14 protein-coding genes and 1 pseudogene are annotated in these 15,487 nt (G+C 74.2%); 13 read left to right on the top strand and 2 right to left on the bottom strand.

The features are described from left to right. Window positions 1-18 precede the first annotated feature (18 nt). The 12 genes from V8690_RS13205 to V8690_RS13150 all read left to right on the top strand — a co-directional run bounded on the left by V8690_RS13205 (window position 19) and on the right by V8690_RS13150 (window position 12,949). Window positions 19-993 (top strand): ABC transporter substrate-binding protein, encoded by a 975-nt coding sequence (locus V8690_RS13205; RefSeq protein WP_338778524.1) that lies wholly within the window; start codon window positions 19-21, stop codon window positions 991-993. Between the two features lie 50 nt (window positions 994-1,043). Beyond that, the gene (locus tag V8690_RS13200; RefSeq protein ID WP_338785338.1) at window positions 1,044-2,126 is read left to right on the top strand and encodes an iron ABC transporter permease; all 1,083 of its coding nucleotides are present in this window, start codon (window positions 1,044-1,046) and stop codon (window positions 2,124-2,126) included. Then, window positions 2,123-3,130 carry an iron ABC transporter permease gene (locus V8690_RS13195; protein WP_338778522.1) on the top strand — a complete coding sequence of 336 codons (1,008 nt, stop codon included), beginning with the start codon at window positions 2,123-2,125 and terminating at the stop codon, window positions 3,128-3,130. Before V8690_RS13200 ends, V8690_RS13195 begins: the two co-directional genes overlap by 4 nt. A gap of 19 nt (window positions 3,131-3,149) precedes the next feature. Further along, window positions 3,150-3,971, top strand: a complete 822-nt coding sequence (locus V8690_RS13190) for an ABC transporter ATP-binding protein (RefSeq protein WP_338778520.1) — start codon at window positions 3,150-3,152, stop codon at window positions 3,969-3,971. 58 nt (window positions 3,972-4,029) lie between these two features. After that, window positions 4,030-4,143, top strand: coding sequence for a streptamidine family RiPP (gene amiA / locus V8690_RS13185; protein ID WP_279545713.1), 114 nt, complete (start codon window positions 4,030-4,032; stop codon window positions 4,141-4,143). 101 nt (window positions 4,144-4,244) lie between these two features. Further along, window positions 4,245-5,078 (top strand): hypothetical protein, encoded by an 834-nt coding sequence (locus V8690_RS13180; RefSeq protein ID WP_338778513.1) that lies wholly within the window; start codon window positions 4,245-4,247, stop codon window positions 5,076-5,078. Next, window positions 5,075-6,556, top strand: coding sequence for a CocE/NonD family hydrolase (locus V8690_RS13175; protein ID WP_338778511.1), 1,482 nt, complete (start codon window positions 5,075-5,077; stop codon window positions 6,554-6,556). Before V8690_RS13180 ends, V8690_RS13175 begins: the two co-directional genes overlap by 4 nt. Further along, on the top strand, window positions 6,553-7,932 hold the full coding sequence (locus V8690_RS13170; RefSeq protein WP_338778509.1) for a YcaO-like family protein: 1,380 nt from the start codon (window positions 6,553-6,555) through the stop codon (window positions 7,930-7,932). The genes V8690_RS13175 and V8690_RS13170 overlap by 4 nt, the downstream gene beginning before the upstream one ends. 13 nt (window positions 7,933-7,945) lie before the next feature. Further along, window positions 7,946-9,139 (top strand): SagB/ThcOx family dehydrogenase, encoded by a 1,194-nt coding sequence (locus V8690_RS13165; RefSeq protein WP_338778507.1) that lies wholly within the window; start codon window positions 7,946-7,948, stop codon window positions 9,137-9,139. Next, window positions 9,139-10,878 (top strand): ABC transporter ATP-binding protein, encoded by a 1,740-nt coding sequence (locus tag V8690_RS13160; RefSeq protein WP_338778505.1) that lies wholly within the window; start codon window positions 9,139-9,141, stop codon window positions 10,876-10,878. The genes V8690_RS13165 and V8690_RS13160 overlap by 1 nt, the downstream gene beginning before the upstream one ends. Beyond that, on the top strand, window positions 10,875-12,650 hold the full coding sequence (locus tag V8690_RS13155; RefSeq protein WP_338778504.1) for an ABC transporter ATP-binding protein: 1,776 nt from the start codon (window positions 10,875-10,877) through the stop codon (window positions 12,648-12,650). The genes V8690_RS13160 and V8690_RS13155 overlap by 4 nt, the downstream gene beginning before the upstream one ends. Then, the gene (locus V8690_RS13150; RefSeq protein WP_338785337.1) at window positions 12,650-12,949 is read left to right on the top strand and encodes a metal ABC transporter permease; all 300 of its coding nucleotides are present in this window, start codon (window positions 12,650-12,652) and stop codon (window positions 12,947-12,949) included. The genes V8690_RS13155 and V8690_RS13150 overlap by 1 nt, the downstream gene beginning before the upstream one ends. On the opposite strand, the pseudogene V8690_RS13145 reads toward V8690_RS13150, so the two are convergent. Beyond that, window positions 12,900-13,160 (bottom strand): annotated as a pseudogene (locus V8690_RS13145) (carbohydrate kinase); the annotation flags it as partial. The gene V8690_RS13150 and the pseudogene V8690_RS13145 overlap by 50 nt on opposite strands. A gap of 235 nt (window positions 13,161-13,395) precedes the next feature. Between V8690_RS13145 and V8690_RS13140 the strand changes: the two are divergent. After that, entirely contained in the window at window positions 13,396-13,650 is a 255-nt protein-coding gene (locus tag V8690_RS13140) for a hypothetical protein (RefSeq protein WP_338785336.1), read from the top strand. A 10-nt stretch (window positions 13,651-13,660) separates the two neighbouring features. On the opposite strand, the gene uppS is transcribed toward V8690_RS13140, so the two are convergent. Beyond that, on the bottom strand, window positions 13,661-15,394 hold the full coding sequence (gene uppS, locus V8690_RS13135; RefSeq protein ID WP_338785335.1) for a polyprenyl diphosphate synthase: 1,734 nt from the start codon (window positions 15,392-15,394) through the stop codon (window positions 13,661-13,663). Window positions 15,395-15,487 lie beyond the last annotated feature (93 nt).

Raw genomic sequence — 15,487 nt, 5'->3', positions numbered from 1 at the left:
GAAGAAGCGAGGGCATTGATGCGCTCACCGTCGAGGTCCGTCCGCAGCTGGATCACCGCGGCCGTAGTGGGGTCCGTGCTGGTCGGATGCGGAGCGTCCACCGAACCCGCGGGCGACGATGCGGCTGCGGCCGGTCCGAAAACCAGCGTCACCGTGGAACCCGTCAAGCCGACTCGGGAGTTGACCGACGCGAACGGCGTCAAGGTCTCCCTGAAGAAGGAACCGCGGCGCATCGTCTGCCTGTTCGCGCTGTGCGACGACATCCTGACCGAGCTGGGCATCGTCCCCACGGCCACGAACAGTGCTCTCCTCGCCCATCCGGACTTCCTGGGAGAGGAGAAGGCGAAGAAGGTCGACATCATCCCCGGCGGCTTCATCGCTCCCGAGGTGGAGGCGGTCCTCTCCCACAAGCCCGATCTCGTGATCGGTCTTGAGGACACGCACGGCAAGCTCGCCCCGGCCCTGAAGGACGCCACCACGTTCTGGCCCATGCAGCCCGAGACGTGGCAGGACAGTGTGGGTTACCTGCGTAATGTCGCCGCGCTCACCGGCCGCACCGCCGAGGGCGAGAAGGCCGAGAAGACCTTCCGCACCAAGCTCGCCGAAGCCGAGAAGAACAAGAGCGACAAGACCGCGCTCGTCATCTACGGCAGCGACGAGAACTTCGGTGTCGCCACCCCGGGGACGGACGTGGCCGCCGGTCTGTTCCCGAAGCTCGCCGACTACCCCTGGAAGTCCCGTGGCGTCGAGGGGAGTTACAGCCTCGAGGAGATCCTCGCCCGCGACGTGGACGTGCTGTTCGTGGAGACGATCGCCTTCGGCGAGGCGGACGGCAAGCTGTCGGAGAAGCTGGCGAAGAACCCTCTGTGGAAGAAGATCCCGGCCGTCAAGAACGGGGACGTCCACGAGGTGAACTCCGAGGTCTGGGCCAAGGGGCGCGGCACCCGCTCGCTGGGCATCGTCCTCGACGAGGCCACGGCCGCCCTGCGGTGAGCGCACCCACCGCGACAGAAAGCGCGGTGGGTGCGACGGCCTCCGGCAGGATGTGGCAACTTGTCGTGCTCGTCGGGCTGTTGGTCGTCGCATCTGCCTGCGCGCTGAGCCTGGGCACGCCGTACGTCCCGCTGTACCGGCTGCCCGGTGCACTGCTGGACGCGGACGCCACGCTCGCCGGGGTCGTCGTCACCGAACTCCGCGTGCCGCGGCTGGTGCTGGCGCTGGTCGCCGGTGCCTGCCTGGGCGCGGCAGGGCTCGTGCTGCAGGAGGCACTGCGCAATCCCCTGGCGGTCCCCGAGATGCTGGGCGTGTCGTCCGGGGCCGCGCTCGGAGTGGCCGCGCCGCTGGTACTGGCCGTGTCCATCCCCGCCGCCGTCCAGCCGTTGCTGGCCATCGGCGGGGCCGCGCTCGGCGGCGCGCTCACGCTGCTCGCCGCCGGACTGGGGCGCAGCCCGTCCGCCGTACTGCTCACCGGAGCCGCGGTCGCCGCCGCGCTGCAGGCCGCGCTGCTCGTGCTGATGGTGATGGCCGACCAGCTCGACCTCCAGCTGATCTACCGCTACCTGCTCGGCTCGCTCTCCGCCCGTACCTGGGACGACGTCACCGGGCTGTGGCCCTGGCTACTGGTCGCCGTGCCCGCGCTCGTGCTGTGCGCGCCGGTGCTGTCGGTGCTGCGGCTGGGAGACGAGGACGCCGAGGCGCTGGGAGTGCGCGCACAGCGGGCCCGGTTCGCCGCACTGGCCATCGCCATTGTTCTGATCGCGCCCGTGACGGCCGTGTGCGGGCCCGTGGCGTGGGTCGGCTTCCTCGCCCCGCATCTGGCGCGACGACTCAACCCCGGTGGCGACGCGGTGCGGTGGCTGCCGTGGTCGGCGGCGTGGGGTGCCGTCGTGGTGGTCGTCGCCGACCTGCCGGCCCGGCTCGCGCTGGCGCCCGTGGAGACGCCGGCCGGTGCCTGGACGGCCCTCTTCGGCGTGCCCGTCGGCGTCGCCCTGCTCCGGTCGGGCAAGCGGAGGCCGACGGTGCCGCGACGATCGGCGGCGGGTCCCGAGGGACCCACGCCGGCGGGCGCGGAGCCGCGGGGGAGCGGTCCCGAAGTCGTGTCGACCGAAGTGGGGGAGTCCCGGTGAGCCGGCGTTTCGCGGTGTTCGCCGCGCTCGTCGTGGTGTGCGCCTGCGCCGAGTTGGCGGCCGGCCGGGGCATGTCCCCGGCCGTGGTCTGGGATGTCCTCGGCGGGGGTGGTGACACGACGGAACGGCACATCCTGTTCCAGCTCCGTCTGCCCCGGCTGCTGGTGGCTCTGGGGGCAGGGGCGTGCCTGGGTGTGGCGGGTCTGGTCCTCCAGTCCGCTCTGCGTAATCCCCTCGCCGGGCCCGAGGTCACCGGCGTGACTCCGGGCGCCGTGCTCGGGGCCGTCACCGCGAGCGGTCTCGGGCTGGCGGGGTGGGAATCGCCGCTTGCCGTCGTGGTGTCCGCGTGCGTGGGCGGGTTCGCCGGGGCCGGGCTGCTGTGGCTGCTCGCCGGGCGTGGCCGCGGCGACCCCGCGCAGACAGCCGTGCACGGGGTGCTCGTCTCGGCGGTGCTCGGCGGGCTCACGGCCATGGTGCTGCTCGTGGCTCCGGGTGAGCTCGGCAGCGTGGTCCAGTGGCTCGTCGGCACGACCGAGGGCCGTGTGTGGCAGCACTGGCACCTGCTGTGGCCGTGGGCGCTCGCCTGGGGCGCCGCGGCGTGGCTGCTGGCCGGGCCGCTGACCCTGCTGCGCTGCGGCGATGACATCGCCGGTGCCGCCGGGCTGTCCGCCGCGCGGGCCCGGACCCTCGCCCTGGTGTGCGCCGTGGCGCTGACGGCGGGTGCGGTGGCCGCGGTGGGGGCGCTCGGTTTCGTGGGGCTGCTCGTGCCGCACCTCGCCCTGGCCGTGTTCGGTGCGGATCTGCGGGTGACGCTGCCCGGGGCCGCCCTCGTGGGTGCGGCCGTGGTGTGCGGGGCGGACGCGGCGGCGCAACTGGTGTCGCAGCTGCTGGCGGTCGCGCTGGACTCCGGGCGGCTCACGCTCCCGGTCGGGGCGCTCACCGCGTGCGTGGGTGCCGGGTTGCTGCTGGTCGTCGTCCGCCGTACGCCGAGCCGAACGTTCTGATGTCGACGAAGGACAGAGTATGACCGAACCCGTGGGGATCCATGTCGAGGGAGTCCACTTCGGCTACCCCGGCCGACCCGTGCTGCGCGGCGTCGACGTGACCGTCGAACCGGGCGAGCTGACCGCCCTCATCGGCCTCAACGGCTGTGGCAAGTCGACCCTGTTGCGGCTGGCCGCCGGGCTCCTGCAACCGGACGAGGGGCGCGTGCTGCTCGGTGGTGACGACCTGGCCCGGCTCACCAGGCGCTCCACCGCCCGGCGGGTCGCGCTGCTGCACCAGTCGGCCCCGGCTGTCCCCGGCATGACTGTCCGGCACCTCGTGCGGCAGGGGCGGTACGCCGCACGCGGGCCCCTGGGCATGCTGCGCGAGGGCGACGACCCCGTCGTACGGCGTGCGTTGCGCGACGTCGGCGTGGAGCAGTGGGCCGAGCGTGACGTCGACGCCCTGTCCGGGGGCGAGCGGCAGCGGGTGAGGCTCGCCATGGCGCTCGCCCAGGACACCCGCGTCCTGCTGCTCGACGAGCCGACCACCTACCTGGACCTGCACCACCAGCTCGACGTGATGCAGACCGTGGTTCGGCTGCGCGAGGAGCGGGGCCTCACCGTGGTGATGGTGTTGCACGACCTGGCTCACGCCGCCCGGTTCGCCGAGCGGATCGTCGCCCTGCGGGACGGCCGCGTGGTGGCCGACGGGACGCCGAAGGAGGTCGTCACGCCCGGGCTGCTGGCGGATGTCCTCAAGGTGGCGGGGCGGGTCGGCCGTGACCCCGAGGGCGGCTGGCCGGTGTGTTACCCGGATCACCCCCTCTCAGGGGTAGAATATGAAAATCATATTCATTAGAGTCTCTCCTGTGGCGCTCAACAGAACGCCGCACCTCCCTTGCGATGAAGGAGAGTTCATGGACAACGAGCAGGTCTTCGCGCCCATCGTCGACCCGGGTCAGCTGGCTCACGACTCGGCCTCCCACTCCAACGCGCTCGTCGAGAACCCCTTCGACGACACCGAGGAGTAAGCGAGATCCAGCGGGGGCCAAGACCCTCGAATGTGGGCCCGCCCGTCATCTGGCGGGCGGGCCCACGCCCTGCCAAGGCCCTTTCCCGACAGGAGGACTGAGTGTCGCGCAGTCAGCTCGCATCCGGTGTCGAGGTCGTCGCCGTACCCGGGCGGGGGCTCGCCGTCCGCACGGCCGACGGGGAGTTCCTCAGCGTACGGACGGGCGACGCGGACGAGGGTGCTCTCCTCGCCCGGCTCTCCGGCTCGGCCGCCGACGAGCCGGATGCCGAACTCGACCGGCTTCTGGGGGCATTCGAGAGTGCCGGATACATGGCGGACGGGCCGCAGCGCGCGCGATGGCCCGTCGAGCGCCGGGACATCCGGCTGCTGGGTGACGCCGGGCTGACCGAGCCGCTGGCGGAGCTTCTCCGCGCCTCGGGCGCCGACCCCCGACCCGCTGCTCCTGACGACCTGGCCGATTCTCCGGCCCGGGAAGAGCCCGCAGCTGTCGTGTGGTGCCTCGACGGGCCCGTTCCCGAGGGGCTGTGGGATGTGGCCGACCGGCTGCCGGAGCGCGGCATCGCCTGGCTGCGCTGTCACCGGGAGGGCTGGCAGGGGTACGTGGAGCCGCTCGCGGCCGCTGCCGGGGACGTCACCTCGGCACACGTCCGTGCCCGCCGGCTCGCCGTCACGCCCGCACACCGCGAGCTGGCCGCCTACTGGAGCGGGCCGCGCACGTCCGGTACGCCCGTTCACCTCACCCCGCCCGCGGCCGGGGTGCTCGCCGCTCTGCTCGCCGACGACCTCGCCCGGTGGGCCACCGACGCCCCCGACACCGGCGGGCTGCCCGCCCGGCGTCGGCTCCGGTGCGTCGACCTGCGCACGCTGACCGTCAGCGAGCATCCCGTGCTGCCCGTACCCGACGTCGCCCCGATGCCGGGGAAGAACGGATGACACCGGTCACCGTGATCGTCGAGGGTCTCGCCACCGACGCTCAACTCCCGGACGGGGGCGGGCCCTTTCCGGCCATCCTGATCCGCACGCCTTACGACCGGCGCCGCCACCACGCCGAACTGCGCGGGTGGGCGCGGAACGGGTTCGCCGCCCTGGCCCAGGACGTACGCGGCCGGCACGCGTCGACGGGGGAGTGGCACCCGTATGAGAACGAGGCCGCGGACGGAGCGTCGACCGCCCGCTGGATCCGTCAGCAGCCCTGGAGCGACGGGCGCCTCGTGGCGGTCGGCGCCTCCTACGCCGCTCACTGCGCACTCGTCCTCACGCTCAACGCGCCCGAGGATGCCCGCCCCGACGCTGTCATCGCCGCGGTACCGGCGCTGGGAGCCGCCGAGACGGCTCGCGAACCCTCCGGCGTCGAGCGTCTGTTGGCCCGTGCGGGGTGGTGGGCGGCCCACGGTGACCGGCACGACTCCAGCGAGGACGTCCTGGGCAAGGCCCTCGCCGCAGACCCCGGCCTGTTCGCCCACCTGCCGCTGAGCGAACTCCCCCGGCGGCTCGGCCGGAGCCTTCCCTCCTGGCCGGGCTTGTGGCGGCACCGCGAACGCGGCCGGTTCTGCTCCCGGGCGGAGCATGCCGGTGTGCCCCTGCTCGCGGTAGGCGGCCACCACGACCACTTCACCGAGGACACCGTCACGCTGTGGCGCGGCTGGGGTGGGCCCTCGGCGCGGCTCCTGATGGGCCCGTGGGGTCACCGCCTCGTCGCCACACCCGGCCCCGACGCCTGGCCGGCACACCGGATCGGCCTCGGCGAGCTGTATGCGCGCTGGGCCCGCCGCGCCCTGACCGGGGATCTCGCGTCCGGGCACGGTGGCGCGGTCGGGCTGGGCGGCAGCCCTCTGTGGGTGGCCGCGGACACGGAAGGCGAGCCGCGCACTCAGCACCTGCGAGCCCTGCACGGAACCTCCTTCACCGCCGACCCCGAACGGCCCGTGTCGTCAGAGGAGCTGACCGTCTCCACAGACGGCACCCCCGACCGCTGCCTGCTCGTCACCCCGCCACTACCGCGCCCACTGGACGTCCTCGGCACCACAGAGGTCGCCCTGCGCGCCACCGCCGACACACCGTCGGCCGACTGGGTCGCCCGGCTCGTCGCGATCAGCCCCGCAGGGACGGCCGAACGGCTCGCCGTCGGTGCCGTCCGGCGCACGGATCCCCCGGGGCAGGACGCAGAGTTCACCGTGGTGCTCGGCCGTATGGCACGGCGACTGCCGGCCGGCACCCGACTCCGCCTGGAGATCGCCGGGCACCACTTCCCCGCCCACGCCCGCAACCCCCACACCGGCGACGACCCGGTCACGGCCACCCGGCTGCTCGCCTCCCGGCGAGAGGTCGACCCCCAGGCTGTGGCGCTTCGCCTGCCCGTGCTCCGCACCCGCCCCGCCCCCACCGACCCCGTACAGGAGATCCTGCGATGACGGCGCTACCGCTGGAAGCCCTGGTCGACCCTGTCTGCGGCATCGTCCGCAAGGTCAAGCCCGTCGAGCACCCCGTGGGCGCGCCACCCCGCTACACCGCGCTCACCGCAGAGATAGCCGACGCCCGCAGGCTCGGCCTGTGGCCCGCCGACCGGGTATCGCTCGGCACCACCTTCGGTGACCCCGAGGGGGCCCGGATCGCCGCCATAGCGGAAGGAATCGAGCGGTACTGCGGCAACCGCGTACCGCCCCCCGGCCACCCCGACGCCCCGCTGCGCGCCACGGCCGCCGAGCTGACCGGGAAGGGTCTGCGGCTGTACGGGCCGGACGAGCTGCCGACTTACGCCGACTGGCAGTACGCCCGCGAGAAGTTCCCCTACCGCCCCCTCACGCCCGACACCCCGTCCCTGTGGACGCGCGGCGAGGAACGGCTGCCCGGCGGGGAGCGGGCCGAGGTCTGGGCACCCGTCGCACTGACGCACCTGAACTGGCGCCAGGGAGAGCTGCGTTCACTGCCCCGCACCCATCACCTCAACTACGCGGGGATCGCCACCGGACAGGGCCTGGACGACGCGATCGAGCGCGGACTGCTGGAGATCGTCGAACGCGACGCCCTCGAACTGTGGTGGCACCTCGACGGCCCGGCCCGCGGCATCGACCCGGCCAGTGTGCCCGGCCTCACCGACGACCTCGCCGGATCCGGGCTCGACGTCCACCTCGTGGAGATGCCCTCGGAGTTCGCCTCCTGCATGGCCGCCCTCGTCCACGACCCCCGGCTCGGCCTCTACGCCGCCGGGTTCGCCTGCAAGTACGACCCGGCGGAGGCCGCCCGCAAGGCCGTGCTCGAGGCCGTCCACACCTGGGTCTTCACCCAGGGCCTCACCGACCCCGACGGCTGGGTCTTCCAGGCCGTAGAGGCCGGACTGCTCGCCCGCGGCCTCTACCTGGACCACCGGGAGGACCGCCGCTACCTCGACGCATGCGGCGAACACTTCGAGCACGTACGGGACCTGGGCGCACACGTCCAGGTCTGGCTGGACGAACGGATGGCCCCCGAAGCCCGGAGATTCACCGAGCCCGCGCACGGCGTCGTGCCCGTCGACGCGGTCGAGCCCGGCAGCCGGGACCGGCTGGAGCGCGCCCTCCACGACGGCGGCCACCGCATCATGACGTTCGACCTCACCACCGAGGACGTGGCCGAGACACCGCTGCGCGTCGCCCGGGTCCTCGTGTCCGGCCTCATTCCCAACGCCCCCGCCGCCTTCGGCTACTTCGGCTGCCCGCGCCTCGCCGGCAGCGCCACCGGCCGCGGCTGGCGTACGACCGCGCCGAGCGCGCCGGAGGACTTCACCCTGGCTCCTCCGCCTCACATGTGAGGCGGAGGAGCTCGTGGATCTCGTCACCGCGCTCGCCCGCGCCCGTTCCCCCGAGAAGCCCGGACCGGATACCCCCGCCGGGCTGGTCGTCCGCCCGTGGCCGGGACCCCCGCGCTCCCTCCCGGAGGGATGCCCGGGGAAGCTCGATCTGGGTCGGCTGCTCCGCCTCTCCCTGGCCGCCTCCGACGGCGCCGGACGCCTGCGGCCCGCCCCGTCCGCGGGTGCACTGCACCCGGTGGACACCCGGCTCGTCGTGGGCACCGGATGCTCGCTGCCACCCGGGCGTTACGGATACGACCCGCTGCGCCACCGCGTGCACCGCCTCGGCCCGGAACCCGTCGGCGCGCCGCCCGGGGCGACCGTCGAACTGTCCGTCACCCCGCAGCGCACGGTCTCGCACTACGGCCACCGTGCCTGGCCGCTGATCCTGCTGGACACCGGGCACGCCGCCGGGGCGCTGTGGCTCGCGGGGTGCGCGCTGGGTGGGGGAGCGACGACGGTAGACCTTGACGGGGGCGACGAAGCCCCCCTCGCGGCACTGCACTTCGCGCGCTCCGACGAGGCGCGAGGGGTTCCGGTGGCCCGGGGCTCACACGGAATTCTCCTGGCCGAGGAGGCAGGCGGGGTTCCCCGGCCCGTGAGGGCACATCAGGTCCCCTCACCAGAGGCGGGACACCACACCGCGGCCGCGCCCACGCCCTCGCCCGGCGAGCTGCTGGCTCGCCGCAGCGCCCGGCCGCCCCTGCGGGGCACCCCGCCCAGGGACGCCCTGCGTGCGGTGCTCGCGACCGCCGACGCAGCGGGCGCCGGTGATCTCGCCTGGTGCGCGGCCATCGGTGAACCTGAGCCCCAGATCGTCGAGTTGGCGCCCGAGGGCACCCTGCGGCGCCTTGCCGCCGGGGAGGCTCGGCCGACGCTCGCCGCCTGGGCCGCCGGCCAGGCATGGATCGCGGACGCGGGCGCCGTCCTGCTCGGTTACGGCTGTCCGGCGGACGCCGATGCCCCGCTGATCCGCCGGACACACCTGCGCGCGGGCCTCGCCGTCCACCTGGCCCACGTGGCGGCAGCCCGACACGGCCTGTCCGGCCGCCCCGTCGGCTCCTGGCAGCAGGCCGACCTCGGCGCCGCCCTCGGCGCCCCGCCGGGCCGCGACTGGATCATCCACGGCCTTGCCCTCGGCACCACCCACTCCGAAGAGGGGTCCTAGTGATCGTTCACCCCGAGCTGCGCCGCGCGGCACACCACGCACGGCGTCCCCTGCTCGCGGCCACTCTCCTGCAGGGGGCCGTCACCCTCACCCACCTCGCGCAGGCCGTGCTGCTGGCCGTCACCCTCGCCGACGTGGCCCAGGGCGACACGGACCGGCTCCCGCTGCTCCTCGGCGCGGTGCTCGGCGTCGTCGCCGCCCGCGCAGGGCTCGGTTACCACCAGCGGCGTACCGCCGCCCGCGCCGGGGCACAGGTCAGGGTGCACCTACGGGACGAACTTCTCGCCCACCTCGGACGGCTCGGGCCCGCGCACCTGACCACAGCGCGCGCCGGAGCGGTCCGCACCACCCTCGTCGACGGGGTCGAGGGCGTGGACGCCTACGTCTCCCGCTACCTGCCCCAACTCCTCATCACCCTCACCGTGCCGCCCCTGCTGCTCGCCGCCCTGACCGCGGTCGAACCGGTCGCTCTCCTCGGTCTCGTACCCGCCCTGCTGCTCGCCCTGTTCGGGCCGCGTGCCTGGGACCGGCTCCTCGCCAAGCGCGGCAAGGAACACTGGGACACCTACGAGCAACTGGGCGCCGACTACCTCGAAGCACTGCAGGGCATGCCCGCGCTGCGGGCGACGGGGGCCGTCGGCCGCACCCGGGAGCGGCTGGAGGAACGCTCGGCGGCGCTGCACCGGGCCACGGTCGCCAAGCTGCGTGTGTCGCTCGTCGACACCGGGCTCACCGACCTGGCCATCCAGGGCGGCACCGTGGCCGCCGCGCTGCTCGCCTGCTGGTCGGCCGTCACAGGATCCACCACGGCGACCGGCACGTATCTGGTGCTGCTTCTGGCCTCCGAGTGCTTCCGGCCCGTACGTGACCTGTCCCGAGAGTGGCACGCCGGGTACCTGGGCGTGTCGGCCGCGGACGGACTCCGGGCGCTGCGCACCGCCGAACCCGCGGTCCCTGACACGGGAACGGCACAAGCGCAGTGGCCCCGCCCACCCCAGGTGCGCTTCGAGGGCGTGGAGTTCAGCTATGACGGCGCCGAGGCGCCCGCGCTCGACGGCGTCACCTTCACCGCCGAGGCAGGGCGCACCACCGCGATCGTCGGTCCCTCGGGCGCCGGCAAGTCCACCCTGCTCACCCTGCTCCTGCGCCACCGCGACCCGCAGCGGGGACGGGTCGCCGTCGACGGCCGGGACGTGACCGAGTACGCGCTCGACTCGTTGCGCCAGGGCATCGCGGTCGTCTCTCAGGAGACCTACCTCTTCCACGCCACCATCGCCGACAACCTGCGCCTGGCCCGGCCCGACGCCACGGACGACGACCTCATACGCGCCGCACGGACCGCCGGCATCCACGACGAGATCGCCGCCCTCCCCGACGGCTACGCCACCGTCCTCGGTGAACGCGGCGCAACCCTGTCCGGCGGGCAGCGCCAGCGCCTCGCCCTCGCCCGGGCCCTGCTGGCCGACGCCCCGGTGCTCGTCCTCGACGAGGCCACGAGCGCGGTCGACGAACGCCGCGAGGCGGACATCGTCCGCGAACTGCTGGACGCCGCGGGCGGCCGGACCGTCCTGGTCGTCGCCCACCGGCTGGCCGCCGTCCGGCACGCCGACCGCATCGTGGTGCTCGACGGCGGACGCGTGGACGCCGTCGGCGACCACACCGCCCTCGTCGAGGCCGGAGGCGTCTACGCCGAGCTCGTCAAGGCGGGCCACACCTACGAAGGAGGGCTCGCTGCATGAGCACCACGACCGACGCGGGCACCGATGTCACCCCCGGCGGCGCCGCCGACGCGACGGAGCCCGCGCGGGGCTCATTGCGCGCCCTGCTGCCCGCCCTCGCCGGGCACCGCGCCATGATGACCCGCACCTGCGCCGCCGCACTCATCGAACAGGGGTCCCTGGTCGCGCTGTTGACGCTCGCCGCGCACACCGTCGGAACCGCCGTCATCGAGGACCGCGCGCCCTCGGCGCTCACGGTCACCGCTCTCGTCGTCCTCGTCCTCGTACGAGCCCTGACGACCTGGCGCGAGATGGACCTCTCCCACGACCTGGCCTACCGGGTGCTGGCCGAACTGCGCGTACGGGTCTTCGACGGGCTCGCCCGCAGCGCACCCGCCCGCGTGGCCGGCCGTCGCAGCGGGGACCTCGCCGCCACCGCTATGGCCGACGTTGAGGCACTGGAGTTCTTCTACGCCCACACCACCGCACAACTCCTCGCATCCGGCGTGGTGTTCACCGGCGGAGCAGCGGCACTGGCCACGGTGGAACCGTGGTTGCTGGTCGCGGTGCTGCCGGTCGCCGCGCTGCTGGCCGTCGCGCCCTTCGCCGACGCGCGCGGGCGCGCCGCGCGCGGAGCCCGTACCAGGACGGCCTCCACCGAGCTGTCGGCCGACACCGTGGAGGCCGTCGACGGGCTGCGCGAACTGCTCGCCTTCGGCGGGCTGACCGAGCGGCGCGGCCGTCTCGCCGAACAGGGCCGCAAGGTGGGCGACGCCCAGCGGGCCGAGGCCACCTGGGAAGCCATGGCCGCCGCCGTCCGCGACACCCTCATCGTGCTCGCGGTCCTCGGCGTGGTCGCCGCCGCGGCGCAGTCCGTGACCTCCGGCCGACTGCACGGGGCATGGGCGCCGGCGGCCATGGCGCTCGCCCTGTCGGTGCTGGGACCGGTCGCCGAGTCGGCCAGGGCACTGAGCCAGGCCGTCGGCCTGCGCGCCGCCGCCGCCCGCGTCCACGCGGCCCTGAAAGCCCCCGCTCTCGCCCCGCCGCCCATCTCACCCCGCCCGCTCCCACCGGGCCCGCTGGGTATCCGGCTGCACCGGGTGAACTTCGACTACGGCGGACGACGCGTGCTGGACGGGGCCGAGCTGACGGTTCCCGCAGGCCAGACCCTCGCCCTGGTCGGTGCCTCCGGCGCCGGCAAGTCGACCTGCGCCCACCTGCTGGCCCGCTTCTGGGACCCGGCCGAGGGCGCGGTCCACCTGGTGCCCGGCGACGGCCACCCCGTCGACCTTCGCGACCTGGCCGACGCCGACCTGCGCCGTGCCGTTGCCGTCGTGGGCCAGGACACCCCCCTCTTCCACGGCACCCTCGCCGAGAACCTGCGCCTCGCCGCACCGGACGCGGACGACGAACTCCTGGCCGAAACGGCCCGGCTGTGCGGCGTCGACCGGATCGCCCCCCTGGACTCCCTCGTCGGGGAGCGCGGCACCACCCTCTCCGGCGGCCAGCGCGCCCGGATCGCTCTCGCTCGTGCGCTGCTGGCCCAGCCGCGGATCCTCGTGCTGGACGAGACCACCGCGCATCTGGACAACGCCGGTGACGCCCAACTCGCCACCGCGCTCGCCCAGGGCAACCGCACCACCATGGTCATCGCCCACCGCCCCGCCACCATCCGCCGCGCCGACCGCATCGCCGTCCTCGAGGCCGGCCGGATCGCGGAGGAGGGCACTTGGGACGATCTCACCGCCCGCCCCGAAGGCGCACTCAACCGTGTGCTGGCCGTCACGCCGTGATGTCCCTGGAAGCGGTCGGCGACATCCTCGTCCTCGCCCTGCTCATCACCCCCGCCGCCACCGCCCGCGTGCTCACCGAACGGCTCTGGGCGATGACCCTGCCGGCCTCAATCATCGGCTGTACGGGCAGCGTCGCGGGCCTGTACGTCTCCTATACCCACGACCTGGCCGCGGGCGGTTCAGTGGTCGTGGTCCTCACCGGCCTGTTCGCCCTCACCTGGTGCCTGGCACCCCGCCATGGACTGCTCTGGGCTCGGGGGCGGCCACGCTGCCGCTCAGGTCGGTGCCGGAGTCGCTGAGGCGGGCCCGGAAGAGGGCGCCGAAGACATCGTCGGAGAACCGTCCGAGGAAGCGGGTGGGAGTACCGAGCAGGGCGGCAGCGGTGTTGGCGGGGCCGCCACCGGGCAGGGCCCGCTCTGCGAGCTCGCCGGGGCCGGATCGGCCGGCGTCGGTGAAGGCGTCGGCGACGCACTCGCCGGTGACGAACTCCTGACGCTGGTGCGGGAGCAGATCGCCGAGGACCGGGGACTGCGTCGGCGTCTGGAGCTGCGGGCAGCCGCTGCTCGTTCCGACTCGGTACGGTCCGGGATCGGGTCGTCGCGCTGATCGATCCGCGGCCGTTCGCCCGGTACGGGTACATCGAGTACGCGGATGCCGCGGGGTACGCGCGACGGGTGGCCGAGGCGGCGGCTGCCCTGCGCGCTCTGACCGCCGACGGGCAGGCGGTGCAGGCGGTGGGTCTGCAATCCCCGCAACCAAGGAGAAAGCCGGCACGCTCGGTGAGCCGGCCCGCGTCGGCGGCGTGCTCGTGCACCCCGGCGACATCGTGGTCGCCGACGAGGAAGGCGTCGTCGTCACCCCCGCCGCCCGCCGGGAGGAGATCCCCGCGGCGGCTCGGGCCGGACTGGCCAAGGAGGCCGAGGAGTCCCTCGACGCCTGGGAGGCCAACCACCGTGCCCGTGTCGAGAAGACGCCGAGCGACCAGGGCTTCACCGGTTGACCGGACCTCCTCATGTGCCCGCCGGGACGGTGCCGTGGCGGCGTTGGCGGTGGGTGTAGGTGGTGATCGCCTGCCACAGGTCGCGGCGGTCGGTGTCGGGCCACAGGTCCGGGGTGAAGTGCAGCTCGGCGTAGGCGGTGTGCCAGGGCAGGAAGTTGGAGATGCGCTGCTCGTTGCCGGTGCGCCAGAGCAGGTCGACGTCCGGCATGTCCGGGCGGGGCAGGTGCCGGGCGAAGTCCTCCTCGCCGATCAGGTCGGGATCGAGGTGACCGGCCCGGGCTCGGCGTGCGAGGGCGGCGGCGGCGCGGGTGAGCTCGTCGCGGCCGCCGTAGTCGACGCACATCGTCAGCGTCAGGCCGGTGCGGGTGCGGGTGCCGCGCTCCCGCAGGTCGAGGAGGTCGGACAGGTCGGGCGGCAGGCGGCCGGCGCGGCCGTGCCAGCGCAGCCGGACGTCGAGGTCACGGAAGGGGTCGTCGACGACCTCGCGGCGCAGGAGGTCGAGGATCGCGTCGACCTCCTCGGGATCGCGGTGCCAGTTCTCGGTGGAGAAGGTGTAGAGCGTCAGGTGCCGCAGACCGATCTCCAGGGCGCCGTGCACCACTTCCCGGACAGCGGCGGCACCGGCCCGGTGTCCCTCGTGCCGGGGCAGGCCGCGCTGCTGGGCCCAGCGGCCGTTGCCGTCCATGATCACGGCGACGTGGGCGGGGAGCCGGTCCGGCGGGATGTCCGGGGGCCGGTGGCCTTCGGGGTGGGGCGGCGGAGGCCGGAAGCTCCGGGTGCGTGCCGTCCGGTCGGCCGGGGGCGGGCTGCCGTGCCCGGCGGGCCGTGCGGGCGGCACCGTCAGCGGAGTCAGGCTCCAGGCCAGGGCGGCGCGGGCCCGGGCGGGGACGAGGATGCGGGCCCGGGCGCGGAAGGTGGGCCGGGGCGGCCGCCGCAGGAGGGCCGGGCCGGCGGAGCCGATCGCGTCGAGCTGGGCACGCAGCAGGGCGGCCATGGTGTGCAGGACGGTGGCGGGCCCGGGGTGCATGCCGCGGCTGAGACCGTCCTGGCTCACCCACTGGCGGGCCAGACCGGTCAGCTGTGTGACCAGGGCGGCGACGGCGGGGCTCCAGCGCCGCTGCGCCAGGTCGTCCGCGGCCCCGGGGTGGGACCGCAGGGCCTCCTCGGGCAGGAGGAGATCGCCCTGGGCGAGATCGGCGGACAGGTCGGTGAGGATGTCCGTGAGCCGGACACCGTCGAGAAACTCTTCGTAGGACTCCCGGGTGTCCAGACGCAGTGCCACGGGGACGCCGGCCCGGTCGAAGAGGGTGCGGACCTGGCCGAACCAGGGCAGCAGGTTGTCCCGGCCCCAGGTGCGCCACGCGGCCCAGTCGGCGAAGTGCCGACCGCGGGTGTCGTCCCGGACCTGGACCATGGCGCCGTGCAGTTCGGACAGGTCCAGCCGCCAGCGCGCCGCGCTGTCGACCAGGGCGTGGCGGACCGGGTCCGGGCTGGTGCCGGTGGGCAGTTCGCGGTGCAGGGCGGTGATCCACTCCTCGACCCGGGCGGCCCGTTCGGCGGCGGGCGCGGTGCGGTCGTCACCCAGGTCGTCGAGCGCGTTGGCCGCCGCCCACAGGGCCCAGCAGGCCGGGCGCAGCGCCGCGGGCACCAGCTCGATCAGCGCGTACTCCGCCGGGTCCTGCTCCCTGGTCCGGCGCCGGCACAGCCCGTAGGCCGCCCGCAGCGCCGGATCGTCGCCGATCACCGCGCGCGCGTAGGCCGCTCGCCAGACTGCCCGTCGGGTGTTCGCGGGAGGTACATCACTCACAACGAGGACGGTACGTCAGGTTGTGCGGTG

Origin of the sequence: Streptomyces sp. DG1A-41, from assembly GCF_037055355.1 — a bacterium.
Lineage (GTDB): Bacteria > Actinomycetota > Actinomycetes > Streptomycetales > Streptomycetaceae > Streptomyces.
This window is presented reverse-complemented; position numbering and strand designations above follow the sequence as displayed.